The following is a 25,462-nucleotide window of genomic DNA, read 5'->3' on the forward strand; positions in this document are numbered from 1 at the left end:
ACACTGAATGACATGACCGAACCCACTCCTCAGCAGCAGCCCGGTGGGACCCCGCCGCAGTGGGCGCCGCCAGGCGCCGACGCAATCGCGACGACTCCGCCCCCCGCCGCCCCGACCACACCGCCTCCCGGGGTGGCTCCGACCGCAGTCCTGTCGACGGCCCCGGCGGCCCTCGCCACTACCCCCAAGCCGAAGGCGCGCCGGGCCACGCTCGCCGCCACGGCACTCGTCGGCGCCCTCGTGCTCGGCGGCGGAGCCGGCTTCGGTGGCGCGGCACTGTTCTACTCGACCCAGGACGACGGCGCCCGGAACGGCGGCAGCTCGGCGACCGGCTCCCAGGTCGTCGACAGCGACGCACCTGAGGGCACCGCCGAGAAGGTGGCGGCCAAGGTGCTGCCGTCGGTGGTCAAGATCGAGGTCTCCACCCAGGCCGGCAGCGGGTCGGGTTCGGGGATCATCCTCTCCTCCGACGGGCTGATTCTGACCAACAACCACGTCGTCGACCTCTCCTCCGAGAGAGCTCAGGAGACCAACCCCGGCTTCCCCGGCTCTCCCGACCAGGACCAGCAGGGGCAGGAGCAGCAGCAGGGCTCCTCGATCACCGTCGACTTCAGCGACGGCACCTCGGCCGCGGCCAAGGTGGTCGGCACCGACCCGCTCACCGACACCGCGGTGATCCAGGCCGAGAACGTCTCCGGCCTCACCCCGGCGACGATCGGCAAGTCCAGCAACCTCGTGGTCGGGCAGGACGTGGTCGCGATCGGGTCGCCGTACGGCCTGGACTCGACCGTCACCACCGGCATCGTCAGCGCCCTGGACCGCCCGGTCAACGTCGGGTCGGACTCCTCCGGCAACGCGACCGTCTACCCGGCGATCCAGACCGACGCCGCCATCAACCCCGGCAACTCCGGTGGGGCACTGGTCGACATGAACGGCAACGTCGTCGGCATCAACGCCTCGATCAGGTCCAACTCCTCGTCCAGCGAGGAGGCCGGCTCCATCGGCCTCGGCTTCGCGATCCCGATCGACGAGGTGCTCCCGATCATCGACCAGCTCAAGGCTGGAGACGAGGCCACCCACGCCCGGATGGGGATCTCGGTGGGCGACAGCTCCCCCGCCCAGTCCGGTGAGACCACCGTCACCGGTGCTGTCGTGCAGGAGGTCACCGCGGACAGCGCCGCCGAGAAGGCCGGGCTGAAGAAGGGTGACACGATCACCAAGGTCGACGACCACCAGATCAACGGCTCCGACTCGCTGGTCGCCACCGTCCGCTCCTATCGCCCCGGCGACGAGGTCGAGGTGACCTGGTCTCGCGACGGCAAGGAGCAGAGCGCCAAGATCACCCTGGACTCCGACGCCACCTGATCTCCCCGCAAGGCGCTGGGCCCCCTGCGGGACTCAGCGCCGCGGGGTGCCAACGACCGAGCGCCTCATACCCGACACCGACNACCGACCGGCCGTGGCGGGCCGAGGTCAGCAGCCCCGCGGCGCGCATCGCCCGCAGATGCTGGTTGACGGCCGTGGGGGTCACCCCGAGGCGTACGGCCAGCTCGGTCGACGAGGCCGGAGCCTCCAGCAGGGTCAGGAGCCCGGATCGGGTCTCGCCGATGAGGTCGCGCAGCGCCCGCGGCGCCTGCGGCCGGTCGCTGGTCCACAGCGTGCCGAGGCCACGTGCCGGGTAGAACATGACCGGCGGCTCCTCGGGCGAGATCGGCGTCGACGGGTTGCGGGTGAACAGGGTGGGCACCAGGGTGAGCCCGTCGCCCGCGGTCGTACGCCGATAGTCGACCTTCGACGTGGTGAGCCGGATCGTGAGGAGGTCGTCGGAGAGGGTGACTCGCGGCGAGATACCGGCGAACATCGACGCCATGCCGGAGTGGACGATCGTCCGGCCGCGATGGACGATGTCGGCCTCCAGCACCGCTCGCATCCGCTGCCAGTGCGGTTCGAAGCAGGCGTCCCAGTAGCCGCGCAGTGCGGTGAGGACGCGGCGCAACACCACCTGTGGCCGTCCGCTCAGGATCGCCGGCGGGCCGCTGTCGAAGTGGACCGCGTCGAGATCGGCGCGTACGCGCTGGGGCGAGGTCGCGGCGATCACCTCGAGCTCGTCCTCGAGCCGGGCGAGCGGGTTGCGTGGTCGCGGGTTGAGGAAGTCGGGGGTCCAGAGTCGCTCGTTGGTCAGTGCCAGCAGGGTCTCGCGATCCAGGTCCGCGGCGCGGACCGTGCGGAGCCAGGGCAGGTGGAGCGGGAACCGGCCGGGGTCGCGCAGCGCTCGCAACGAGAGGGTGAGCTCGTTGAGCGGCGAGATGGCGAACCGGACCTCGCTCAGGTCGGGACCGGCCAGCTCGTACCTGATCATGAAGCAATACGCTACATCGTTAGTGCGCGCGGGCGGGAGGTGCGACAACTGGACCCGTGATTCGCCTTCCCAGCGACCCGGTCGAGCGCCCGCTCGTCGGCGCCGTCGCCGCCCTCTCGCTCGCCCGCGGCATGTTCTTCGCGGTCAGCGCGCTCTACTTCACCCGCACGATCGGCCTCTCGGCGGTGACCGTCGGCATCGGCCTGACCGTTGCCGGGGGAGTCGGAGTCGTGGCGACGTACGCAGGCGGGCGCCTCAGCGACCGGTGGGGCGCCGATCGGGTGCAGCTGTGGGCGATGGCGAGCTACGGCATCGCCCTGCTCGCCTACGCCCTGGCGCGCGACGTGGTCGCGTTCGTGCTGGTCGCGACGTGGGTCTCGGCCTCGCGAGGCTTCCAGTCGAGCGCCCAGTCGACGCTGGTCGCGCGCTGGTTCGACGGCCCCGACCGGGTCGCCGTACGTGCCCGGCTGCGCGTGGTCATGAACGTGATGATCGGGGTGGGCACCCTACTCGCCGCACTGGCGCTGGCGGTGGACACCGGGGCCGCCTATCGCACCACGATGGTGCTCGTCGGGGTGCTCACCACGCTCGCGGCGGTGCCGCTCATCGGGCTCAGGCGCCGGGTCGCCGGCCTGGCCGCGTGCATGGACGCCGGCTCCGGGCCGACGGTGGCCGCGGGACCCTCGCCGTTGCGCGACCGCACCTATGTGACCGCGACCGTGCTCAGCGGGGTGATGGCGATCCACTTCGGGGTGACCTCGATCGGGGTGCCGCTCTGGGTGGCCGACCATACCGACGCGCCGACCGTCCTCGTCTCGCTGCTCCTGGTGGTGAACACCGTCTACGTCGCGCTCTTCCAGGTGCGGGCCTCGCGCGGCACCCATGACATCGCCACGGCGGGTCGAGCTGTGAGAGGCGCCGGGTTCCTGCTGCTCGCCGCCTGCCTGCTCTTCGCGGGGGCGGCCTATGCGGGCCCCGTGTTCGCCACGTGCCTGCTGCTGCTCGCCGCGCTGGCCGCCTCGGCAGCCGAGACGCGTGGCGAGGCGGGCAGCTGGGGGCTGGCCTTCGAGCTCGCCGACCAGGAGCGGGCCGGTGCCTACCAGGGCGTGAGTCAGATGGGCTACGCGCTGGCGCACATGCTCGCGCCGCTGGTGGTGACCGCCACCGCGATCGACCACGGCACCGGCGGCTGGATGGTGCTGGGCGCGCTCTTCGCCGTCACCGGCATCCTCACCGCGGTGCTCGCCCGGCACGCGGCCGCGGCACGCGCCCAGGCTCAGCCTCAGCGCAGCGAGTACGTCGCCAGCGAGACGCCCGTGTAGTGCGCGACGAATGCCAGGATCGTGAAGGTGTGGAAGACCTCGTGGAAGCCGAACCATCGCGGCCAGGGGTTGGGGCGCTTGAAGCCGTAGATGACGCCGCCGGCGGTGTAGAGCGCGCCGCCGACACAGATCAGCGTGAAGGTGGCGATCCCGATGCCGACGCCGAGCGCCACGGCGCCGGTGAAGAACGACGGGATGAAGAAGATCGCCGCCCAGCCGAGCGCGATGTAGTTGGGGACGTACAGCCAGCGCGGGGCGTCGTTCCAGAAGACCCGGAACAGCACACCGAGGATCGCACCGGTCCACACCACCGAGAGCAGCACGATCTGGGTGACGCCGTCGAGCAGCAGCAGCGAGAACGGCGTGTAGGAGCCCGCGATCATCAGCATGATGTTCGCGTGGTCCCAGCGCTTCATGATCGTGTACCACCGCTCGTTCCACCGACCGAGAGCGTTGACCCGGTGGTAGACCGCGGAGACGGTGAAGAGCAGGAGCGCGGCCATGGTGAACACTGCCGCGCCGACCCGCGGCGCTCCCGCAGGCGCCAGCACGATGAGGACGATGCCGGCCGCGAGCGTGAGCGGTGCGGTGGCCAGATGGATCCAGCCGCGCAACTTCGGGAGGGCCTCGTGAACGGTCGAGGAGACCGAGTCGGTGATCGTGCCGACCTTGACGCGCATCGCGTCCGTCATCTCGCTCATAACGGTCAAGACTATCGGCTCGACCTGAAGATCGGGTGAACCCCGTCCCGCTGGGAGATGTGGGCACGGCGCCGATACGCTTCTGCACGTGGCAGACTGGAAGGAAGGCGTACGGCGGGTTCTCTACCCGGCCTACGAGGCGCGGATGCTCCGCAAGCTCGATGCCTCCAAGCTGCCCAAGCACGTCGGGGTGATGCTCGACGGCAACCGTCGCTGGGCCAAGGAGGTCGGCCAGTCGACCGCCCACGGCCACCGGGCCGGCGCGGCCAACATCGAGCCGCTGCTCACCTGGTGTGACGAGATCGGCATCGAGGTGGTCACCTTGTGGCTGCTCTCCACCGACAACCTCAACCGCCCCGCCGACGAGCTGGCCCCGCTCCTCGAGATCATCGCCGACGCGGTCGACTCGCTGGCGGACGTACGCCGCTGGCGGCTGCACCCCGTCGGCGCGCTCGACCTCCTGCCCGACTGGCTGTCCCAGCGCCTCAAGGCCGCCGAGGAGGCGACCCGGGACGTCGACGGGATGCTGGTCAACGTCGCGGTCGGCTACGGCGGCCGCCGCGAGATCGCCGACGCCGTACGCGCCCTGCTCAACGAGCACGCCACCCGCGGCACCTCGCTGGAGGAGCTCGCCCAGATCATCGACGTCGAGCACATCGCCGATCACCTCTACACCAAGGGCCAGCCCGACCCCGACCTGGTGATCCGTACGTCGGGGGAGCAGCGCCTGGGCGGATTCCTGCTGTGGCAGAGCGCGAAGTCGGAGTTCTACTTCTGCGAGGCCTACTGGCCCGACTTCCGGCGCACCGACTTCCTGCGGGCCCTGCGCGCCTACGCCCAGCGCGAGCGTCGCCTCGGAAGGTGACCGCTGTCCTGACCACTGGCCGGAACAATTCGGTGGTGTCACCAGGAGTTCACAAAGAAAAATCGTTCGTGTTGCCACGGACCGTTGGTCCGGCGTCGTAGCGTTGTACCAACGGCGGGGAACAAATTCCCGTCGCACCTGGAGGCCCGTTACGTGAGTAGTCACGAACCGAACCTGCGTCAGGATCTCATCGATCCCGACGGGTGTGAGGCGGTCGGCACCCCGACTGACGGTCCACCGTCCGGTCCATCTGATTAGTGATGAAATGACCGGACTCATGGGTGTATGAGCCGGTCGCGAGAGGTGATCCGCGTGGCCAACCCAACCACGAACGAGCATGTCACCGAGGCCGATGCGTCGGCCGCTCCGACACCGGCGTCGGAGTCTTCGCCCTCCGAGAGCGAGGCGCCTTCAGTGCGTACGTTCGTTCTCGACACCAGCGTCCTGCTCTCGGACCCGAAGGCCATGACGCGCTTCGCCGAGCACCAGGTCGTGCTCCCGGTGGTGGTGATCACCGAGCTGGAGGGAAAGCGGCACCATCCGGAGCTGGGCTACTTCGCCCGCTCCGCACTCAGGCAGCTCGACGGGCTGCGGATCACCCACGGCCGCCTGGACACGGCGGTCCCGGTCGGCGAGGAGGGCGGCACCATCCGTGTCGAGCTCAACCACACCGACCCGTCCTCGCTGCCGAGCGGATTCCGGCTCGGCGACAACGACACCCGGATCCTCGCGGTCGCGCGCAACCTGAAGGGCGACGGGCTCGACGTCACCCTGGTCTCCAAGGACCTGCCGATGCGGATCAAGGCGTCCGCGGTCGGGCTGAAGGCCGAGGACTACCGCGGTGAGCGGATCAACGACTCCGACCCGGGCTACTCCGGGATGGCCGAGCTGGACGTCGCCTCCGCGGCCCTCGACGAGCTCTACGACGACGGCGTCCTCGAGCTCGACACGGCCCGCGACCTGCCCTGCCACACCGGTCTGGTGCTGATGTCGGACCGCGGCACCGCCCTGGGCCGGGTCGGTCCCGACAAGCAGGTCCACCTCGTCCGCGGGGACCGGGAGGTCTTCGGGATCCACGGCCGCTCCGCGGAGCAGCGGATCGCGCTCGAGATGCTGCTCGACCCCGAGGTCGGCATCGTCTCCCTCGGTGGCCGGGCCGGCACCGGGAAGTCCGCGCTGGCGCTGTGCGCGGGCCTGGAGGCGGTCATGGAGCGCAACCAGCACAAGAAGGTGCTGATCTTCCGCCCGCTCTTCGCCGTCGGCGGCCAGGAGCTCGGCTACCTCCCCGGCACCGAGGGCGAGAAGATGTCGCCGTGGGGCCAGGCGGTCTTCGACACGCTCTCCGCGGTCACCACGCAGGACGTGATCGACGAGATCATCGACCGGGGCATGCTGGAGGTGCTGCCGCTGACCCACATCCGCGGCCGGTCGCTCCACGACTCGTTCGTGATCGTCGACGAGGCGCAGTCGCTGGAGCGCAACGTGCTCCTGACGGTGCTCTCCCGCATCGGCGCCAACTCGAAGGTCGTGCTCACCCACGACGTCGCCCAGCGCGACAACCTCCGGGTCGGACGCCACGACGGGGTGGTCGCGGTGATCGAGAAGCTGAAGGGCCACCCGCTCTTCTCCCACGTCACCCTGACCCGCTCCGAGCGCTCGCCGATCGCCGCGCTCGTCACCGAGATGCTGGAGAACGTGGTCCCGTGATGCCGTAATCATTGTCACGTCAACGGCCCCAGACCGGTAAGGTCTGGGGCCGTTGTGATTGTTGTGACTCGTGTTACGAAAGTGATGCTCAGGACGGTCATTTCTGACCTACAAACGGTGCGTCCGGTTTGATACGAGGTTGGTGCTCATGCATTGTTTGCGGGTCTGTAATGCCTCAGCCCCCGAATGAGAGCCCGTGACCAAGCCCGTTCATCGTGCCCCGCGACATCGCGGTGCGCCAGCGAATCCGCTTGTCGACGTTCCGCACAAGGCTGCGCGTACGACCGCCAAGACAACCCTCCTCCTCTCCGTCCTCGCCCTCGGCGGGACCGGCGCCGCAGTCGCAGGTGGGGTGGCCTACACCGGCCCCGCCACCGACGACCCGACGCTCAGCGCAGGTGAGTCGGCAGCCGCCGACATCCCCGAGCTCACCGACGCCCAGCGCGCCGCGATCGAGGCCGAGTCCGCCGCCCGCGGCAACGAGACCTCCCTGTCGCGTTCGGCCGGTGACCGCCGCGAGGTCGCCGACCCCGGCAAGCAGGCCGCCCTGTCGGCCGGCAACGACGTACGGGCCATCGCCGGCGTCGAAGAGATCGAGATCGATCTGCGCAACCCCAAGGACATCGCCAAGTCGATGCTCGGCGACTTCGGCTGGGGTATGGACCAGTTCTCCTGCCTCGAGCCGCTCTGGGAGAAGGAGTCGGGCTGGAACCCGACCGCCGCNTCGCCCTTCACACAGGTCTGGATGACCGGGAAGGCGAGCGTGCCCTCCTCCTCGGGCAGCTGCAGGGAGACCTCGAAGGCGTCGCGCTGACCGTCGGGCAGCGGCGTCTTGGCGGTGTAGACGACGGTGGAGTCGCGCTCGGTGACCTTGTTGCCATGGGCGTCCTCGATCGGCTCGGCGAGCTTCTCGGTGACGACCTTGACGTCGTAGAACGGCTGCCGCGTGGGCGTCACGTCGTTGATCCCCTCGGGGACCTGGATCGTGACCTGCTTGGTCGGCGATCCTTCGCAGCCGTGGCCGTTGCTGAAGGTCAGCACGGTGTAGGCGCCGGCCGCCGTCTCGGTCGGGGTGACCGTGACGTGCGCGGAGGCCGGAGCGGCGACGAGGAGGGTGACGGCCGCGGCAGCGGCGGCGGGCGCGCCGAGGCGCGTGAGGGTACGTCGAGACATTGGGTTGTTGCTTTCTGTGGAGTGTCTGCTGATGGGCGATGCCCAGTTGTCGGGGTCGGGTCCTCAGGCGAGGACCGGCGGACCCCGGCCAGCAGCGACGTACGTCCACAGCCCGGTGCGAGGCACCACCGGCTGCGCCTGGACCGGCAGGCGGAACGGGATCGGGTTCCGGATCGTCGTGAGTGCCCGGGCGATGACCTGCCAGGCCCGGCGGTGCAGCAGCCAGACGACCACGGTGAGCACTGCGGCAGCGGTGTGCGCGACCAGCATCGACGTATCGCCCGAGCCGGCGTTGTGCATGTGGGCGGCTGGTGCCGCGTACGCCTCGAAGGCCTCGTGCATCCCCAGCTGCGCCGCGCCGGCGAGCAGCGCGCCCAAGACGATCCCGACCCGTCGTTGCAGCACGACGACCCCGGCGCCGAAGGCGGCGAACCCGGTCGCCACCAGCCACAACGCGTCCGGCAGCTCCCCGCCGCCGGCCAGGTGGGCCAAGCTGGACCCGGTGGTGATCTCGATGGCCGCGAGCAGCGCCAGCCACACGCTCCCGCGCGTCGGCCGCACCACCCTCAAATCCACGCCGCACATTGTCGCAGATGCCGAGAAGGCCCGCGCGTCGACCGACGCGCGGGCCTTCTCGGGCGGTCAGCGGAGGATCGGAGGCTCTGTCTTCTCCTCGACCTCACCGAGCGTGACGCCGGGGGCGAGCTCGACGAGGCGCAGGCCCTCGGGGGTGATGTCGAGGACGCAGAGGTCGGTGATGATGCGCTGCACGACGCCGAGTCCGGTGTAGGGCAGCGAGCACTCGTTGACGATCTTGTAGGAGCCATCGCGGGCGACGTGCTCCATCAGTACGACGACCTTCTTGGCGCCGTGGACGAGGTCCATCGCGCCGCCCATGCCCTTGACCATCTTGCCGGGGATCATCCAGTTCGCCAGATCGCCCGAAGCAGAGACCTGCATGGCGCCGAGGATCGCGGCGTCGATCTTGCCGGAGCGGATCATCCCGAAGCTGGTGGCGGAGTCGAAGAAGCTCGCCCCCTTGCGTACGGTGACCGTCTCCTTGCCGGCGTTGATCAGGTCCGGGTCGACGGCGTCCTCGGTCGGGTAGGCGCCGGTGCCGAGGATGCCGTTCTCGCTCTGCAGCACCAGCTCGACGTCGTCGGGGACGTAGTTGGGCACCAGCGTCGGCAGCCCGATGCCGAGGTTGACGTAGTCGCCGTCGGACAGCTCCGCGGCGGCGCGGGCGGCCATCTCTTCACGTGTCCATGCCATGTCAGCGGACCGTCCTCTTCTCGATGCGCTTGTCGGCGGCCTGTTCGGGGGTCAGGGGGACCACGCGGTGGACGTAGACCCCGGGGAGGTGGACGTCGTTCGGCGGGATCTCGCCGGGCTCGACGAGCTCCTCGACCTCCGCGATCGTGATCTGGCCGGCCATCGCGGCCAGCGGGTTGAAGTTGCGGGCGGAGTCCTTGAAGACGAGGTTGCCGTGGCGGTCGCCCTTCCACGCGCGGACGATGCCGAAGTCGGCGACGATGGCCTCCTCCAGGACGAACTCCTTCTCGCCGTCAGGCGTCTCGAAGGTCATCACGGGCTTCTCGGGCGAGGTCTTGATGACGTTGCCGGCGTCGTCGTACTTCCACGGCAGCCCGCCCTGCGCAACCTGTGTGCCGACGCCGGTGCGGGTGTAGAACGCGGCGATGCCGGAGCCGCCGGCGCGCATCCGCTCGGCGAGCGTGCCCTGCGGGGTCAGCTCGACCTCGAGGTCGCCGGAGAGGTACTGCCGCGCGAACTCCTTGTTCTCACCGACGTACGAGGCGACGACCCGCCGCAGGCGTCCGGCGCCGAGCAGCAGGCCCAGGCCCCAGTCGTCGACGCCGGCGTTGTTCGAGACGACCTCGAGGTCGGTCACACCGGCTTCGAGCAGAGCATTGATGAGCACCGACGGGATGCCGCACAGCCCGAAACCGCCGACCGTGAGGGTCGCTCCGTTCGGGATGTCCGCGACCGCCTCGGCGGCTGAGGAGATGACCTTGTCCATGATGATCAGTCAAGGGTGGGCAGGCCGCTCGGTCAATAGATGAGCGCGAGTTCACGCTCGATCTCTCGTTGAACGACCTCGCTGCCGCAGATGCGTTCACTGAATGGACGTCGCCTATCGTACGTCCCATGGAACCCGGTCCCGGCGCGACCCAGCCCAGCGTGATCCGCCGCAGCGCGCACCTGCTGCGGCTGCTCGCCGCGCGCGAGCCGGAGGGCGCGACGACCACCCACCTCGCGACGACCGCCGCCATCCCGCGCCCGACCGCCCACCGGCTGCTCAGCGCCCTCCAGGAGGAGGGGCTGGTCGAGCGCGACAACGACACCGGCGCCTGGCACCTCGGCCCGGAATGCTTCCTGCTCGGTGCCGCCGCGACCACCCGCCACGACATCACCCCGGCGGCCCGGGCGGCAGTGCTGCGCATCGCGCGGGAGACGGGGGAGAGCGCCTTCTTCTCGATCCGGCGCGGCGATGAGACGATCTGCGTACTGCGCGAGGACGGCAGCTTCCCGATCCGCTCCCACGTGCTCCACGAGGGGATCCGGTTCCCGCTCGGCGTCGCCTCGGCCGGCCTGGCGATCCTCGCCTTCCTGCCGGAGTCGCGGCGCGAGGCCTACCTGGCCCGCACCGACCTCGTCGGCGCCTACGGCGACCAGCACTCCGCCGACGCCCTGCGCGAACGCGTCGCCGCGACCCGCGAGCGCGGCTTCGCGGTCAACCCAGGTCTCATCGTGGTCGGCAGCTGGGGCCTCGGCGCCGCCGTCTTCGACGCCCACGGCCAGCCCTACGGGGCGCTCAGCATCACCGGCATCGAGGCCCGCCTCGCACCCCCGCGCCAGGCCGAGCTCGGCCGCCTCCTCCTGGAGACCGCCCACACCCTGACCACTAGCTCCGGCTCGTAGTCCCGATCATGATCCCGGCGAGCGCGGCGTCGGAGGCGAGCTGGGCGTCGCGGTCGTAGGTGGAGGTGAAAGCGAGGAGCTCGTCGGCTCCGGTGGCCTCGGCCAGCTGGTCGAGACGACGCCGGACGGTCTCGGCAGATCCCGCCGTCGTACGCGCCAGATGCGCCTCGACCCGTTCGCGCACCTGGTTCGACCAGGCCTGGTCACGGATCGCCGCGACCGGCTCGAGCGGACCGAACTCGCCGGTCTGCCGCGACCTTGCCATCGCCCAGGCCTCCGGCAGGGCCAGCTCGGCGGCCTCGGTGTCGGTGTCCGCGACGAGGACGTCGACGGAGACGATCACCGAAGGCTCGGCCGCTCGCGAGGAGGGCTGGAAGTCCTTCCGGTACGCCCCCAGCACCTCGTTCAGCCGCGGGCTGTCCAGCACCGGACCGCCCACGACGACCGGCAGCCCGAGCCGAGAAGCGAGCGCGACGCCCCGCCCGGTCGCCAGCACGAACAGCGGGATCTGATGGGCGGCTGCGGGCCGGGCGGTGACCGCCGCGGTGCGGTCGAGGAAGCCGCGGAGCTCCTCGATGTCCTCGGCGAACGTGTCGGGGTCGTCGAGATCCTGGCGCAGGGCGCGGCGTACGGGTGCGGTGAAGCCCAACGTACGTCCCAGACCGAGGTCGATCCGGCCGGGATAGAGCGCGTCGAGCATGAGGAACTGCTCGGCGACGACCAGCGGCTGGTGGTGCGGCAGCATCACCCCGCCCGATCCGAGCCGGATCGTTGAGGTGTGCGCACCGAGCGCACCGATCAGCACCGGCGGTGACCCCGACGCGATCCCCGGCACCGCATGGTGCTCGGCGACCCAGAACCGGTGGTAGCCGAGCCGCTCGGCCGCCACCGCTCGATCGATCGTGTGAGTCAGCGCAGCGCCCTCGGCGTACCCCACCCGCGTGCGGGACCGGTCCAGCATGGAGAGCTTCACAACAGCCTCAACCACGCCGGACCTCCGACACTTCCCGGCCCGTATCAAGCAATCAGGTCGGTGTCTCGCCGCTGAGGAACCACACGGTCGTGTCCGGCGGCAGCAGGCGACCGTCGATCGGTGCGCTGGCGAAGAGGATCGTTCCTTCGGGCAGCGGGACCGGCCGTGAACCGAAGTTGGTGATGCAGTCCCAGCCTTCGGGTCGGACGAAGTGGAGCGCCTGAGGTCGGGTCTCGTCGTGCCACGCGAAGCCACGACCTCGCAGCTTCGACCGGAGCGCCAACGCGCGTCGGTATATCTCGAGGGTGGAGTGGGGGTCGGCATCCTCGGCGGCGACGGAGTAGTCGGCGAACCACTCGGGCTGTGGCAGATGTGGAGTCCCGCGCGAGAACCCGAACGACGGCCCATCGCTGGTCCAAGGAATCGGCACACGGCAGCCGTCCCGACCCTTCCGTGTGCCACCTGACCTTCGGAACTCGGGATCGTGGATGAGCTCCGTCGGGAGGTCGCCGACCTCGTGGAGGCCGAGCTCTTCGCCCTGGTAGAGGTAGACGGAGCCGGGCAGAGCCAAGGTGAGCAGGGTGGCAGCCCTGGCGCGCCGGAGCCCGAGATCACGGTCGAGCGGAGGCTCGGTGCCGTCGCTGAGCAACCAAGCGGCGGCCGTCTCCCGCGGGTTGTCCTCGGCCCCGGGCAGCCCGTATCGAGTCGCGTGCCGTACGACGTCGTGGTTGGACAGGACCCAGGTGGCGGAGGCGCCGGCGCTCTCGGTCTCGGCGACCTGCCGGTCGATGCGGGCGCGGAACTCCTCGGCGTCCCAGGCGGCCTCGAGGAGGTCGAAGTTGAAGGCCTGGTGAAGTCCGTCCACGCCTACGTACCGGTGCCTACGCGACGGCGCCACGCAGGCCTCGGCCACAGCCATTCGCGGCGGGTCGTACTCGTCGAAGACGCGGCGCCACTCGGCGTAGATGTCGTGGACCTCGTCGCGGTCCCACAGCGGGTGGGAGCCGTCAGCATCGGCCAGGTCGGGGAGCTCCGCCGTGGGCGTGAGCGGCTCGGACAGGTCTTTCGTGAGGCCGTGAGCGACGTCGATACGGAACCCGTCGACACCACGGTCGGCCCAGAACCGCAGCGTGGTGAGGAAGTCGGCACGCACCTCGGGGTTGTCCCAGTTCAGGTCGGGCTGTTCGGGCGCGAACATGTGCAGGTACCACTGCCCGTCCGGGGCCTGAGCCCAGGCGGACCCGCCGAAGATGGACTGCCAGTCCGACGGCGGGCTGGCCCCGTCCGGGCCCGTGCCGTCGCGGAAGACGTACCGGTCACGAGCCGGCGAGCCCTTGGGCGCGGCCAGGGCCTCGGTGAACCAGGCGTGCCTGTCGGAGGTGTGGTTGGGGACGAGGTCGACGATCACCCTGATGCCCGCGCTGTGGAGCGCGGTGACCATCTCGTCGAAGTCGTCCAGGGTGCCCAGTCGCGGATCCACGTCCCGGTAGTCGTCGACGTCGTACCCGCCGTCGGCAAGAGCAGAGGGGTAGAACGGGCTCAGCCAGACCGCGTCGATGCCGAGCGAGCTCAGGTAGGGGACGCGGGACGTGACGCCACGGAGGTCGCCGAGGCCGTCGTCGCCGGAGTCGGCGAAGCTTCGGGGGTAGATCTGGTACACGGCGGCATCAGCCCACCAGTCGGAGGTCATGGCAGTGGTCCTTGCGTGGTTGAGGTGGTGGAACGTCATCCCTTGGTGGCTCCCTGGAGGAGAGCCTTGGTGAACTGGCCCTGGAGCAGCAGGAAGACGATGATCGTGGGCGCCATCAGGAGCAGGGCGCCCGCGTTGAGCAGCACGATGTCGGTGCTGTACTTCGACTGGAACGCCTGCAGGGCGCCGGCCATCGTGCGCTTGTTGGGGTCGTTGACCAGGACCAGGGCGAGCAGGAAGGTGTTCCAGGTCGACAGGAACATCAGCAGCACCAGTGAGGTCACGGCCGGCGTGGCCAGCGGCAGGTGGACATGTGTCAGTGCTCTCCATGGTCCGGCGCCGTCGAGCGAGGCGGCCTCGGTCAGCTCCGCCGGGGCGTTCAGGAAGTGCGCTCGCATCCAGAAGACGGCGAACGGCATGTTGAGACCGACCAGAGGCAGGATGAGGCCGAGCTGACTGTCGAGCAGACCCAGCTGGTTGACCTGTTGGTAGAGCGGCACGATCACGATCTCGTACGGGAGGGTGAGCGTGAGCAGCAGGAGGAGGTAGAACGCCCGGCCCAACGGGATCCTGAGCACGGTGATGGCGTACGCCGCCATGGTTGCGATGAGCACGGAGAGAGGCACCACGCCGAGCACGATGAGAACACTGGATTTCAGCAGCGTGGTGACGTTGGCGACGGTCCAGGCGTCGACGAAGTTGTGCCACTGCGGATCGGTCGGCCAGGACAGACCGTCGGGGATCGTCCCCTGCGGCGCCAGGGCAGCCGAGAGCATGCTGACCAGCGGGACGATGGAGTAGACGCCTGCGATGAGGATCAGTGCGATTCCGGGTCCCCGGCGGCGCAGGGCAGGTGCGCGGACTACGGACGGCGATACGACGGCCACGGGTCAGTCCTCTCGGAAGAGACGTTGGAGCGGCAGGATGATGGCGATGATGAGCAGCGCCAGGACCACGGCGAGGGCGGAGGCGTCACCGAGCCGGCTCTCGCTGAAGGCGAGGTCGTAGACCTTGACCCCCGGGACCATGGTGGCGCCGCCGGGGCCGCCATGGGTTGCCAGGTAGACCACGTCGAAGCTGGCGAGCGCGCTGATGATGGTCACCGTCGTGCACACCCCGATCTCCTGCTTGAGACCGGGGACGGTGATGTGGCGGAAGCGTGCGACCGCGCCGGCTCCGTCCAGACGTGCTGCTTCGTAGAGGTGGGATCCGATCTTGCCCACGCCCGACATCAGCAGCAGCGTGCAGAAACCGGTCGACAGCCAGGTGCCGATGAAACCGACCGCCACCAGCGCCCAGTCGAAGTCGCCCAGCCAAGCACGGGTGAATCCGCCGAGGCCGATCAGGCGCAGGACCTGGTTGACGACGCCGTTGTCGGCGTACATCCAGGTCCAGGCCACACCCGCCGCGGCACCGGGGATGATCTGCGGGAGGAACAACACGGTGCGCGCCAACGCCCCGGTGAACCGGCCCTGGATCGACTGCATCGTCGCGGCCGCCACCAGGCCGAAGCACACCGGGAGGACCGTGAAGAACAGGATCAGCACGAGCGCGTGGAGCAACGGCTCGAGCAGCTCGGGGTCGGTGAGGATGGCGACGTAGTTGTCCAGGCCGACCCAGGTGGATGGACCGATGCCGTTCCAGTCGTAGAGCGAGTACCAGACCGACTGGAGGACCGCGCGGAGATTGAAGAAACCGTAGAAGGCCAGCGCGGGCAGCGCGAAGAGCCAGCCGCTCCAGCGCCGGGCCGCTGAACGGATCCGCCGGCGGGGGAGCGGCCGTCGTCGCGGCTCGGAGATCGTCGGCGACGGCGTTGTCGGGATGGATGTGCTGACGTCGGTCATCATCATTCCTACAAGCCGCTCTGGTAGGACTTCTGAAGGTGCTCGACCACGTCCTCGGGCTCGGCCTTGCCGCTGATCAGCAGCTGTAGCTGCACCGGCAGGTCGGTGTTCACCGCAGGGACGGAGTTCTGGATCCAGGTGAAGAACCCGTCGGACGCGGTGACGGCGGCGTACCCGGCCTGGATCTGGCTCTCGACGTCGGCGTCCAGCGTCAGCGGGTCCTGGTCGGTCGCGTTCGCCGCCGGGTAACCGTTGTCGGTTGCGACCGCGGCGGCCTCGGGCGAGGTGAGGAAGTCCAGGAACAGGGCGGCCGAGTCCTTGTGGTCCGAGCGGGCCGCGATGGAGAAGGCCAGGGTGTTGGCGGTCATGCTGATGGGCGGACCGCCGGCCTCGACGGGCGGGATCGGGAAGACGCCGTACTTGCCATCGAAGGATTTCGGCAGCGACTGCGTCATCCAGGTGCCCTGGACCATGAACAATCCCTCACCAGCGGCGAACCGGCCGTAGGAGGCGTCCTGGTTGATCGCGTTGGCGTCGGTGTTGAAGTAGCCGGCGTCCGCCCACTTCTGCAGGCGGGCGGTGGCCTCGGTCGCCTCCGTGGTGTCGAGAGAGGCACCGGGCTTGCGCCACGCTACGTCGAGAACCGACTGCGCCCCCATGTAGTCGCCCAGCAGCAGGTTGTACAGGTGCCCGATGAGACCGTCGGCGTTGGACGCGACGATCGGCGTGATTCCGATCGACTTGGCCTTCGCCATCACGGCCTCCCACTCGTCGAGGGTCTGCGGGATCTTCGTCATCCCGACCTTCTCGGCAAGGTCGCGGTTGTAGAACACCCCGGCCAGCGGACCGGCCGCACCGCCACCGACATAGAGGGAGCCGGAGCCGATCTCGCCACCCTGGACGCGTCCGGCGTCCAGCACGCTGGCCGGCACCTTCTCGTTCCACCCGTATGCGGCGTCGTAGGCATCCAGGTTGGTGACGAGCCCGTCACGGACCGCGCCGCTCAGATCGCCTACGAGAGCGAGGTCCGGCGGGCTGTCCGACGCGAGCAGTCTGGGCAGCACGGTGTTGTAGTTGTTGTCGGCCTCGACCTGGAGCTCCACCGTGATGGCTGGATGCTCCTTCATGAAGGCGTCGGCCAGCGCCTGCTGGTAGTCCTCGAGCCCGGCCGCCGTGAAGAGCGTGACTGTCGCTTCCTGCTCGCCGACGTCGGTTCGTACGTTCGTCGGACTCACATCCGTCGCAGGCGCCTCGCCGCCTGGCCCGGCGCACGCCGACACCGACGCCACGGCGACGATCGCAGCTGTCACCCCCAGGGCTCTAAGTCTGCGCATCAGCCTCATGTCTACTCCTGTCTGGATGGCCTGGAATCGTTTCCAGTCACAACTGTGATCCCGGTCACCAGGACTTGTCAAGACCTCAGAGGGGAGCGTGAACTCGAGCCGCGAGTTAGGTGGAAACGTTGCCAGCTGGTCACGTATCATGCTCGACATGGACTCTGAGTTGCCACGCGAGCTGACGTTGGCGGACATCGCCCGGATAGCGGGGGTGGGCCTCGGGACGGCCTCACGAGCACTCAGCGGCATGCCCAATGTCTCTCCTGCGACGCGGCAGAAGGTGCTGGACGTCGCGAAGAAGCATGCCTACGTCGTTTCCCCCGACGCCTCGAGGCTCAAGAAGGGCTCCACGGGTCGGGTCGCGGTCGTGGCGCCGCATCTCTCGCGCTGGTTCTTCGGTGCGATCCTCGAAGGCATCGAGTCAGTGCTGCGCGAGTCCCAGTTCGATGTGCTGCTCTATCACGTCGGCAACCTGGAGGACCGCACGTCCTTCTTCGAGCGCCTGCCCGCCCGGCGGAAGGTCGACGCCGTCATCGTCGTGGGCTTCCCCGTCGAGGAGGCGGAGCGCCGAAGCCTCGAGCTGATGCTCGGCGTCCAGGTCGTCGCCGCAGGCGGCCAGCACGAGGTGTATCCGCACGTCTGCATCGACGACCTCAAAGCCGGTGGGCAGGCGATGGGACATCTCCTCGGGCTCGGCCACAAGCGGGTCGCGATGATCGAGGCGATAGACCCCGACCAGCCGCGCCAACCCTCCGGGCGAAGCCGCGCCTACCATCTCGCTCTGGCCGACGCGGGGATCAAGCCCGACCCGTCGCTCGTGGTCACCACCGATTGGGGTGGCGAGCAGGGCGCTGCGGCAATGGCCCAGCTGCTCTCGGCGCCCGAGCTCCCGACCGCCGTCTACGCTCACTCCGACGAAGTGGCCTTCGGCGCCATGCGCACCATCCGGGACGCCGGTCTGCGGATTCCCGAAGACATATCCATCATCGGCATCGACGACCATCCACACGCCGCTCTCCTGCACCTGACCACGGTCAAGCAGGACGCACGTCTGCAGGGCGTGCTGACCGCCCAGATGCTCCTCGGCCTGCTTCGGCACGAGGAAGACACTGCGCTGTCTGTCACGGTGGACACCCAGCTGGTGGTGCGTCGAACCACCGCCGCTCCGCGGCCCGCCTGATCGCATGCTCGTGTGTGCGGGAGCCGAGTGTGGCGAAGAACGCACTCCAAGCGCCTGCGATGCGGGACACACATCCGCTGTCAAAGGCCCGGATCTGGCTAGGCTGATGTCTTCGGTAAAAGGATGACAGGAGCGGCTGGGTAATGGATCAAGACGTGCTTCGGCACGCACCGCTTTTCAGCGAGCTGGACGACGAGTCGATGACGGCGATGCTCGCGATGATGGGTCAGACACGCCTCCGGCGCGGCGAGGTGTTGTTCCACGAGGGCGACGCCGCCGACCGGCTCTACGCGGTCGTGGACGGCAAGGTGAAGCTGAGCCGTGCCGCGGCCAACGGGCAGGACAGCCTGCTGGCGATTCTGGGGCCGGGCCAGGTGTTCGGCGAGCTGTCGCTCTTCGACCCCGGTCGGCGCTCGTCCACCGTCACGGCAGTCACCGACCAGGTCGAGCTCGCCTCGCTGTCGCACGACGACCTGCTGCGCCTGCTCGACGGGCGTCCGAGCGTGACCCGTGGGCTGCTCGCCCTGCTGTCGGGCCGCCTGCGCCGGGCCAACGACGTGATCGGCGACCTGGTCTTCGCCGACGCACCCCGCCGGGTGGCGAAGGCCCTGCTCGACCTCGCCGAGAGGTTCGGGGAGCAGACCGAGGAGGGCCTTCACGTACGCCACGACCTGACCCAGGAGGAGCTCGCGCAGCTCGTGGGCGCGGCTCGGGAGACGGTCAACAAGGCGCTCGCCGACTTCGCGGCCAAGGGCTGGGTCCGGCTGGAGTCGCGCTCGGTGATCATCACCGACATGGAGCGGATCGTCCGCCGCGCGGGCTGATTCCGCTGGTCAGAGGCTGACCCGGACCAGCTGGCGGAGCCGGCGAAGGCCCTCGGTGCTCGGCCGTTCGGCCGGGGCCAGGGCCTCCGCGAGACGCTGCCGGACCGGGTCGGTCTCGAGCTCCAGGCCGATGGCCACGAGCTCGCTCGCCGTGGTCGGCGTCCGCGTGGCGGCGATGTGGGCGCTGCGTCCGACGAGGTTCACCTGGTAGCTGCGCGGTCCCTGGCCGGTCGCGACGGCGATGGTCCCCTTGACCCGGTACGCCGTCGCCGGCGGCTCCTCGAGCAGGTCGACCAGTCGAGCCGGCTCGATGGTGCCCGGCGTCGTCACGGTGACCGCCCGGGCGTGCTGATGGGCCTCGTGGTCCTCGGCCGCCTCGCGCAGCAGCGCGGCGATCGGCAGCTCGTCGGGCGGGTCCTCGGGCACCGCGGCGTCGTAGACCAGCCGCGGGTCGATGCGGCCACCCACCGCGTACGCCACGTGGACCTCGGGGTTGTGCTCCCGCACGCGCTGCTCGATGCGGGCCAGGACCTCGGGTCGCTCGCCGGCCGGCACCAGGTCCGTCTTGTTGATCACGACCAGGGAGGCGGCCGCGAACCGGACCGGCGCCGGGCCCCGGCCGTCATCGAGGGTGTCGAAGTACGCCGAGGCGTCGACGACCTCGATGAGCCCACCGCGGCGTACACGCTCGACCCCGCTGAACCGGACCAGCCGGGCCAGCGTGCCGGGCTCGGCGATCCCGCTGGCCTCGACGATGACGACGTCGAGCGCGAGCCGCGGGTGGGTCAGCTTCTCCAGTGCATCGTCGAGGCCGCCGGCGTCGGGCAGGCAGCACAGGCAGCCGCCGGCGATCGAGGCCGGCTCGTCGATCTGCCCGGTGACGAGGCCGGCATCGACGTTGATGTCACCGAAGTCGTTGACGACCACGCCCACCCGGGCGCCGGGCTGGCGCAGCAGATGGTTGAGCAGCGTGGTCTTGCCCGACCCGAGATGGCCGGTGAGGATGACCACGGGAACCCGGTTGCTGGCGCTGGTCGGCATCGGGCCATCGTAGGGCCCGATGAGAACAGTTCCCGTTAATGGGGTCACGTCTTGACGACCGGGGTGGCCAGACCTTTAGGTTGTGCCGCACAACTTCACATCCGCCACTTGAACCGCAGCGGGAGAGTCCTTGCCCATCCCGGGTGAGGCGCCGAAGGAGCAAACCTCCCCAGAATCTCTCAGGCCCAATGACCGCTGTGGTGAGGCGACCTCTGGAAAGACAGGATCCGCTGGATCCTGCACCCACGGTGCAAATCGCCCCTTTCGGGCGGTGAAGCTCTCAGGTAGCGATGACAGAGCGGGGAGGTCACCCGTCCACGGGTGCCGCGGCTGTCGGCACCCATCAGCAGGGAGCCTCCCGCACATGACCTCACCCGTCCCTACCCCTCTGCATGAGCTCCACCAGGCGCTCGGCGCCTCGTTCACCGACTTCGCCGGCTGGAGCATGCCGGTCCGCTACGGCTCGGAGACCGCCGAGCACAATGCCGTACGCACCACCGCGGGCCTCTTCGACCTGTCCCATATGGGCGAGATCGAGGTGACCGGCCCCGAGGCGGGACGCGCCCTCGACCGCGCCCTGGTCGGTCGGCCGTCGAAGATCGGCCTCGGCCGCGCCCGCTACTCGATGATCTGCGCCGAGGACGGCGGCATCATCGACGACCTGGTCGTCTACCGGCTGAAGCAGGAGCGCTACCTGGTCGTCGCCAACGCGAGCAACGTCCACGTGGTCGCTCCGGCTCTGGTCGAGCGGGCCGAGGGGTACGACGCCGTGGTCCGCGACGCCTCCGCGGAGTGGGCACTGATCGCTGTCCAGGGGCCCGCCTCCGCGGCGATCGTCGCAGCCCTGACCGACCTGGACGTCCCGTCCCTGAAGTACTACGCCATCGACGCCGGCACGGTAGCCGGGGTCGACGTCCTGCTCGCCCGCACCGGCTACACCGGCGAGGACGGTTTCGAGATCTACTGCGCGCCCTCCTCGGCCACGGCCGTCTGGGAGGCGATCACCGAGGCCGGTACGCCGCACGGGCTGCTGCCCGCCGGGCTCGCCTGCCGCGACACGCTGCGGCTCGAGGCCGGCATGCCGCTCTACGGTCACGAGCTGAACCGCGAGACGACCCCCTTCGAGGCGGGCCTGGGCCGGGTCGTCTCCTTCGACAAGCCCGACGGCTTCGTCGGCGATGCCGCCCTGGCCGTACGCCGCGACGAGGGCCCGCGCAGCGTACTCGTCGGCCTGGTGGCCGCCGGGCGCCGTTCGCCGCGGGCCGGCTACGCCGTCGTGGACCCGGCCACCGGCGACGAGATCGGCGTGGTGACCAGCGGCTCCCCATCGCCGACTCTCGGACACCCCATCGCGATGGCGTACGTCAGGCCCGACCTCGCCGCTGCCGGCACCAAGGTCCATGTCGACGTGCGCGGCAGCCGCGAGGACGCCGAGATCGTCGATCTTCCCTTCTACTCCAAGAAATGAGCCAGGAAATGAGCACCGCCATGAGCAACCCGTCCCACCTGTCGTACACCGCCGAGCACGAGTGGATCGAGACCCGCGGCGATGTCGCGCGCGTCGGTGTCACCGCCTTCGCCACCGAGGCGCTTGGCGACATCGTCTTCGTCGAGCTGCCCGAGGTGGGCAGCAAGATCACCGGGGGAGAGAGCTGCGGTGAGCTGGAGTCGACGAAGTCCGTCAGCGACCTCTTCGCGCCCGCCGACGGCGAGATCCTCGAGATCAACTCGGCCGTCGTCGAGGATCCCGCGCTGATCAACAGCGACCCGTTCGGCGCCGGCTGGCTCTTCGAGATGCGTGTCTCGGGCGCTACCGACCTGCTCGACGCCGCGGCCTATGACGCTCTGATCGAGGAGTGAACCGTCGTGACCGCTGATCTCAGCGGCGCCCCCGCTCCGGTCGTGGCGATGACCTTGAGCACCTTCGACCTGTACTCGATCGGGATCGGGCCGTCCTCCTCCCACACCGTGGGACCGATGCGGGCGGCGAAGATCTTCGTCGATGGCCTCGTCGAGGACGGGCAGCTGGACGCGGTCACGCGGGTGAAGGCCGAGCTGTTCGGGTCGCTCGGCGCGACCGGACACGGGCACGGCTCAGAGGGCGCGGTCCTGCTCGGCCTCGAGGGTGAGGAGCCGGCGACCGTCGACACCCGGGCATCGTTCGGGCGGGTGGCGGCCATCCGCGAGCGCGGGGAATTGTCGCTCGGCGGTCACAGGAAGATCCGCTTCGACGGCGGCACCGACCTGGTGATGCATCGGCGCAAGAGCCTGCCGGGCCACCCCAACGGCATGGTGTTCACCGCTTACGACACCTCAGGGCAGGTGAGCCGCGAGCGGACCTACTACTCCGTCGGCGGTGGCTTCGTGGTCGACGAGCACGCGTCCGGCGCCGCCCGGATCGTGCCCGATCACTCGCGCGTCCGGTTCCCCTTCACCACCGGCGCCGAGCTGCTCAGCACCTGCGAGCGCGAGGGCTTCCGGGTCTCCGACCTCATGCGCGCCAACGAGCTGACCTGGCGTACGCACGACGAGGTCCGTGCCGGTCTCCTGGAGATCTGGCGGGTGATGGCGGACTGCGTGCAGGCCGGCTGCGACCGTGACCCGGTCAGTGACGGCGTACTTCCTGGGGGTCTGCGGGTCCCGCGCCGGGCGCCGCTGCTCTACCGCGACCTGGCTTCCGGAGCCGGCGCCCAGGACCCCTTCCGGGTCATGGACTGGGTCAACCTGTTCGCGCTGGCGGTGAACGAGGAGAACGCCTCGGGCGGCCGGGTGGTCACCGCTCCCACCAACGGCGCGGCCGGCATCGTGCCCGCCGTCCTGCACTACTGGGTACGTTTCGTGGCGCCGCGGGCCGGCCTGGACGAGGCCGCGATCGAGGACGGCATCGTCCGGTTCCTGCTCACCGCCGCCGCCATCGGGATCCTGTGCAAGACGAACGCCTCGATCTCCGGCGCCGAGGTCGGCTGCCAGGGCGAGGTCGGCTCGGCCTGCGCGATGGCCGCCGGAGCTCTGTGCGAGGTGCTCGGAGGCACCCCGGAGCAGGTCGAGAACGCCGCCGAGGTCGGCATCGAGCACAACCTCGGCCTCACCTGCGACCCGGTCGGCGGTCTGGTGCAGATCCCGTGCATCGAACGCAACGCCATCGCCAGCGTGAAGGCGATCAACGCCGCCCGCCTCGCCCTCAACGGCGACGGCTCCCACAAGGTCAGCCTGGACAAGGCGCTGAAAACAATGCGCGAGACCGGCGCCGACATGAAGGTCAAGTACAAGGAGACCTCCCGCGGCGGCCTCGCGGTCAACGTCATCGAGTGCTGAGCCCTCCCGGTGGTCGAGCTTGTCGAGACCCAGTCCCCGCTGGTCGAGCCGCCGGAGCAGCTAGGCGGAGGCGTGTCGAGACCAACACAGTCTGCCGCCGGCCTGCTTCAGTCCTCGGCCGTGAGGATCTCCAGGGCTGTCGCGGCGTCGATCCGGTCCCGGCCGGTCAGTGCGGTCCAAGAGGTGTCGTCCGGGGTGAGCCGGGTGCGTAGCGTCTGGAGCCGGGATCGGTCGGAGCCGGTGAAGCCCTCGCGCTCGGCGAACGGGTCCTCGATGCAGGCAAGGAGGGCCACGGCGTCGCGCAGGTGCCGGTCACGGTCGCGGGAGTCGGTCTTGTAGGCGGCGGCCTTCAAGATGAGTGCGCCGAACGCGCTGGGCACCGAGACTGTGGTGATGGTGCCGGGCTCGATCTCCACACGTGCGTTGATAGTGCGCCGCAGTGCTTGCGTGCCACCCTCGATGCGGACCATGTCACGTCCCGCGAGCCGCTCGGTGACCTTCGGAGCGTGGTGGTCGGAGACCAGGACGTCGACTAGGTCCTCCGGTTCCTCATCGTGACGGCTGGCGACCAGATCGATCTTGCTGGTACCGCGGTAGAAGCGGTGTGCGGTGTTGTCACGCGGATCGACGGCCGAACGCAGGTCGTAGCCGAGGGAACGCAGTGCGGTCGCGGTCTCGGAGGCGACGCCGCGGGAGGTCTCGATGTGCAGCACGATGTCGACATCGTTGGTCGGGCGTACGATGCCCAGGCCGTGGTGGATTGAGTGCAACTGGGTCATCAGGCCGCCGACCAGGGTCCACTTGTCGGTCGGCAGCACCGTGGCGATCTCGGCGACGTTCGGCCACGGGTCGGGCCATCCACCGACGGCGGTGGCGATATCGACGGTTGGGCGCTCGATGCCGGGGTGCTTACTGTCCGACATTCTCGCGGAACAACTCCAACCGGCTGATCAGAACTTGCTCTCCCACGCCCCGCTCGCGCGGGTCGAGGGAGGTGGCGGCGTCGACGGCGGCGAGCGTTCTGTTGAGGCGTGCCAGGTAGGTGATGAAGTCGATGTCCATCGTGGTGTAGCGCAGGGTGATGGACCCGGTGGTGTCCTCGCTCAGCCGATGGCGGCTCACGAGGTCGGAGAGCCGGTCTGCATGGATGTAGCCGTCGACGACGGTGTCGTCCTCGACGAGCCCCAGCCGCTGGCGGCCGGGGATGACGAGCTCCTCGCGGACGCGCCCGATGACGGAGCGGTGGCCGGACCACGTAGTGACAGTCGCGCGGTCGCGCAACCGGATCGCCAGTTCGGTCGGGTCGGTGATCTCCCGCAGGGTGGCGCGGAGCCGGTACTTCTGGACATCCCCGAGGTCCTTCGGCGCCGCGCCGGAGAGCATTGCGATCGCTCCCCAGGCAGTGCGCTCGGCCCAGGTCCGTGTCCGGCCCGAGCCGCGCTCGGCGCGATAGCGCTCTACCGATGTGCGGTCGAAGATGCCGCGGGCGACGCGGGTGATGGACCCCGTTTCGGCGAGGACGCGGACCTGGCGCGCTTCGACGCCCAAGAGGTTGGATACCTCTTGGGTCGTCAGGATGTCGCCCCTGAGTGCCATAACAGAATACTGCCTCTTCCGGTTGTTATCTGTAAACCGCGAGCGTGGTCGGGATCTCAGGAGGGCCGGAGTACTCGCGCGACGAACGAGTCGAGGTTGCCGAGCAGCCGGTCGACCTTCTGCTCGACGCTCAGGGTCTCGTGGATGACCGGGCTGTCGAGCTTGCGCTTGTTGCGCGCCTTGAGGGAGCAGTCGAGATCGGCACAGATGTAGGTGCCGACCGAGTTGCCGTCCTGTCCGGAGCGACCGGCGCGCGAGGCGACCAGCAGCGCGACATCACCGACCGTCGTGCACAGCGCGCACATCGTCTTCCGCGGGCCCCGCGTCTCGCGTGAGGCCCGCAGGGCGACCCCGCAGAGCCTGCCGTCGTGCTCGGTGACGAGGTAGTGGTTCTGCGGCGCCTTCGGGTCCTGCCAGCCGAGGTAGTCGAGGTCCTCCCATGGCCGTTCGGCCAGGTCAGTGGGGAGATTGAGGCGCTTGGTCGCACCCTTGGTGAGGTTGACGAAGCAGGTGCGTACGTCGGTCTCGGTCAGCGGCTTCATGCCAATGATGCTAGGTTTCCTACATCTATTAGGCAATTCGTTATCGGGGAGGG

At 69.4% G+C, this 25,462-nt stretch carries 25 protein-coding genes and 1 riboswitch; of the genes, 10 read left to right on the forward strand and 15 right to left on the reverse strand.

Annotated elements, in window-relative coordinates:
- The first annotated feature begins 12 nt into the window (after window positions 1-12).
- On the forward strand, window positions 13-1,365 hold the full coding sequence (locus ACFX43_RS21385) for a S1C family serine protease (protein WP_378834452.1): 1,353 nt from the start codon (window positions 13-15) through the stop codon (window positions 1,363-1,365).
- On the opposite strand, the gene ACFX43_RS21390 is transcribed toward ACFX43_RS21385, so the two are convergent.
- Window positions 1,340-2,359 carry a DUF5937 family protein gene (locus tag ACFX43_RS21390; RefSeq protein WP_378834454.1) on the reverse strand — a complete coding sequence of 340 codons (1,020 nt, stop codon included), beginning with the start codon at window positions 2,357-2,359 and terminating at the stop codon, window positions 1,340-1,342. The genes ACFX43_RS21385 and ACFX43_RS21390 overlap by 26 nt on opposite strands.
- A 56-nt stretch (window positions 2,360-2,415) precedes the next feature.
- On the opposite strand from ACFX43_RS21390, the gene ACFX43_RS21395 reads away from it, so the two are divergent.
- Complete coding sequence (locus ACFX43_RS21395) at window positions 2,416-3,681, forward strand: MFS transporter (RefSeq protein WP_378834457.1); 1,266 nt, start codon at window positions 2,416-2,418, stop codon at window positions 3,679-3,681.
- Here ACFX43_RS21395 and ACFX43_RS21400 read toward each other — a convergent pair.
- Window positions 3,642-4,382 (reverse strand): hemolysin III family protein, encoded by a 741-nt coding sequence (locus ACFX43_RS21400; RefSeq protein WP_378834460.1) that lies wholly within the window; start codon window positions 4,380-4,382, stop codon window positions 3,642-3,644. The two genes, ACFX43_RS21395 and ACFX43_RS21400, sit on opposite strands and share 40 nt — an antisense overlap.
- 88 nt (window positions 4,383-4,470) lie before the next feature.
- On the opposite strand from ACFX43_RS21400, the gene ACFX43_RS21405 reads away from it, so the two are divergent.
- Together ACFX43_RS21405 and ACFX43_RS21410 are read left to right on the forward strand one after the other, a co-directional pair.
- The gene (locus tag ACFX43_RS21405) at window positions 4,471-5,247 is read left to right on the forward strand and encodes an isoprenyl transferase (RefSeq protein ID WP_378834462.1); all 777 of its coding nucleotides are present in this window, start codon (window positions 4,471-4,473) and stop codon (window positions 5,245-5,247) included.
- Between the two features lie 312 nt (window positions 5,248-5,559).
- Window positions 5,560-6,954 (forward strand): PhoH family protein, encoded by a 1,395-nt coding sequence (locus tag ACFX43_RS21410; RefSeq protein WP_378834465.1) that lies wholly within the window; start codon window positions 5,560-5,562, stop codon window positions 6,952-6,954.
- 357 nt (window positions 6,955-7,311) lie between these two features.
- Here the strand turns inward: ACFX43_RS21410 and ACFX43_RS21415 are convergent, their stop codons facing one another.
- The 4 genes from ACFX43_RS21415 to ACFX43_RS21430 all read right to left on the reverse strand — a co-directional run bounded on the left by ACFX43_RS21415 (window position 7,312) and on the right by ACFX43_RS21430 (window position 10,165).
- Window positions 7,312-8,127 carry a YcnI family protein gene (locus tag ACFX43_RS21415; RefSeq protein ID WP_378834467.1) on the reverse strand — a complete coding sequence of 272 codons (816 nt, stop codon included), beginning with the start codon at window positions 8,125-8,127 and terminating at the stop codon, window positions 7,312-7,314.
- Window positions 8,128-8,190: 63 nt separating this feature from the next.
- Window positions 8,191-8,712, reverse strand: coding sequence for a cell division protein FtsQ (locus tag ACFX43_RS21420; protein ID WP_378834471.1), 522 nt, complete (start codon window positions 8,710-8,712; stop codon window positions 8,191-8,193).
- Window positions 8,713-8,769: 57 nt separating this feature from the next.
- Window positions 8,770-9,399 (reverse strand): 3-oxoacid CoA-transferase subunit B, encoded by a 630-nt coding sequence (locus ACFX43_RS21425; RefSeq protein WP_378834476.1) that lies wholly within the window; start codon window positions 9,397-9,399, stop codon window positions 8,770-8,772.
- A gap of 1 nt (window position 9,400) precedes the next feature.
- Window positions 9,401-10,165, reverse strand: a complete 765-nt coding sequence (locus ACFX43_RS21430) for a CoA transferase subunit A (RefSeq protein ID WP_350719973.1) — start codon at window positions 10,163-10,165, stop codon at window positions 9,401-9,403.
- Window positions 10,166-10,293: 128 nt separating this feature from the next.
- Between ACFX43_RS21430 and ACFX43_RS21435 the strand changes: the two genes are divergently transcribed.
- Entirely contained in the window at window positions 10,294-11,067 is a 774-nt protein-coding gene (locus ACFX43_RS21435) for an IclR family transcriptional regulator (protein WP_378834484.1), read from the forward strand.
- On the opposite strand, the gene ACFX43_RS21440 is transcribed toward ACFX43_RS21435, so the two are convergent.
- The 5 genes from ACFX43_RS21440 to ACFX43_RS21460 are packed head-to-tail and all read right to left on the reverse strand — an operon-like array spanning window position 11,051 to window position 16,884.
- Window positions 11,051-12,055 (reverse strand): LLM class flavin-dependent oxidoreductase, encoded by a 1,005-nt coding sequence (locus ACFX43_RS21440; RefSeq protein ID WP_378834490.1) that lies wholly within the window; start codon window positions 12,053-12,055, stop codon window positions 11,051-11,053. The two genes, ACFX43_RS21435 and ACFX43_RS21440, sit on opposite strands and share 17 nt — an antisense overlap.
- 37 nt (window positions 12,056-12,092) lie before the next feature.
- Window positions 12,093-13,730 (reverse strand): glycoside hydrolase family 13 protein, encoded by a 1,638-nt coding sequence (locus ACFX43_RS21445; protein WP_378834494.1) that lies wholly within the window; start codon window positions 13,728-13,730, stop codon window positions 12,093-12,095.
- Between the two features lie 35 nt (window positions 13,731-13,765).
- Window positions 13,766-14,617, reverse strand: coding sequence for a carbohydrate ABC transporter permease (locus tag ACFX43_RS21450; RefSeq protein WP_378834497.1), 852 nt, complete (start codon window positions 14,615-14,617; stop codon window positions 13,766-13,768).
- A gap of 3 nt (window positions 14,618-14,620) precedes the next feature.
- Window positions 14,621-15,574: a carbohydrate ABC transporter permease gene (locus ACFX43_RS21455; RefSeq protein ID WP_378834503.1), complete on the reverse strand. Its 954-nt coding sequence runs from the start codon at window positions 15,572-15,574 to the stop codon at window positions 14,621-14,623.
- 8 nt (window positions 15,575-15,582) lie between these two features.
- Window positions 15,583-16,884, reverse strand: a complete 1,302-nt coding sequence (locus ACFX43_RS21460) for an ABC transporter substrate-binding protein (protein ID WP_378834509.1) — start codon at window positions 16,882-16,884, stop codon at window positions 15,583-15,585.
- Window positions 16,885-17,065: 181 nt separating this feature from the next.
- Between ACFX43_RS21460 and ACFX43_RS21465 the strand changes: the two genes are divergently transcribed.
- Together ACFX43_RS21465 and ACFX43_RS21470 are read left to right on the forward strand one after the other, a co-directional pair.
- Window positions 17,066-18,091, forward strand: a complete 1,026-nt coding sequence (locus ACFX43_RS21465; protein WP_378834517.1) for a LacI family DNA-binding transcriptional regulator — start codon at window positions 17,066-17,068, stop codon at window positions 18,089-18,091.
- 143 nt (window positions 18,092-18,234) lie between these two features.
- The gene (locus ACFX43_RS21470) at window positions 18,235-18,915 is read left to right on the forward strand and encodes a Crp/Fnr family transcriptional regulator (protein ID WP_378834519.1); all 681 of its coding nucleotides are present in this window, start codon (window positions 18,235-18,237) and stop codon (window positions 18,913-18,915) included.
- Window positions 18,916-18,924: 9 nt separating this feature from the next.
- Here the strand turns inward: ACFX43_RS21470 and ACFX43_RS21475 are convergent, their stop codons facing one another.
- Window positions 18,925-19,956: a CobW family GTP-binding protein gene (locus ACFX43_RS21475; RefSeq protein WP_378834523.1), complete on the reverse strand. Its 1,032-nt coding sequence runs from the start codon at window positions 19,954-19,956 to the stop codon at window positions 18,925-18,927.
- 109 nt (window positions 19,957-20,065) lie between these two features.
- A riboswitch (glycine riboswitch) is annotated at window positions 20,066-20,161 on the forward strand.
- Between the two features lie 159 nt (window positions 20,162-20,320).
- On the opposite strand from ACFX43_RS21475, the gene gcvT reads away from it, so the two are divergent.
- The 3 genes from gcvT to ACFX43_RS21490 are packed head-to-tail and all read left to right on the forward strand — an operon-like array spanning window position 20,321 to window position 23,271.
- Window positions 20,321-21,424 carry a glycine cleavage system aminomethyltransferase GcvT gene (gcvT, locus tag ACFX43_RS21480; protein WP_378834526.1) on the forward strand — a complete coding sequence of 368 codons (1,104 nt, stop codon included), beginning with the start codon at window positions 20,321-20,323 and terminating at the stop codon, window positions 21,422-21,424.
- A gap of 20 nt (window positions 21,425-21,444) precedes the next feature.
- Window positions 21,445-21,816, forward strand: a complete 372-nt coding sequence (gene gcvH, locus ACFX43_RS21485; protein WP_378841056.1) for a glycine cleavage system protein GcvH — start codon at window positions 21,445-21,447, stop codon at window positions 21,814-21,816.
- 48 nt (window positions 21,817-21,864) lie between these two features.
- Entirely contained in the window at window positions 21,865-23,271 is a 1,407-nt protein-coding gene (locus ACFX43_RS21490) for an L-serine ammonia-lyase (protein ID WP_378841059.1), read from the forward strand.
- A 107-nt stretch (window positions 23,272-23,378) separates the two neighbouring features.
- Here ACFX43_RS21490 and ACFX43_RS21495 read toward each other — a convergent pair whose 3' ends face one another.
- Genes ACFX43_RS21495 through ACFX43_RS21505 form a run of 3 tightly spaced genes read right to left on the reverse strand, consistent with a single transcriptional unit; the run spans window position 23,379 to window position 25,409 of the window.
- Window positions 23,379-24,194, reverse strand: coding sequence for a hypothetical protein (locus ACFX43_RS21495; protein WP_378834528.1), 816 nt, complete (start codon window positions 24,192-24,194; stop codon window positions 23,379-23,381).
- A complete protein-coding gene (locus ACFX43_RS21500) occupies window positions 24,181-24,867 on the reverse strand; it encodes a hypothetical protein (RefSeq protein WP_378834530.1) in 687 nt (228 codons plus the stop codon). Before ACFX43_RS21500 ends, ACFX43_RS21495 begins: the two co-directional genes overlap by 14 nt.
- A 56-nt stretch (window positions 24,868-24,923) precedes the next feature.
- Window positions 24,924-25,409, reverse strand: coding sequence for an FBP domain-containing protein (locus ACFX43_RS21505; RefSeq protein WP_378834533.1), 486 nt, complete (start codon window positions 25,407-25,409; stop codon window positions 24,924-24,926).
- Window positions 25,410-25,462 lie beyond the last annotated feature (53 nt).

Origin of the sequence: Nocardioides sp. YIM B13467 (genome assembly GCF_042788075.1) — a bacterium.
Lineage (GTDB): Bacteria > Actinomycetota > Actinomycetes > Propionibacteriales > Nocardioidaceae > Nocardioides.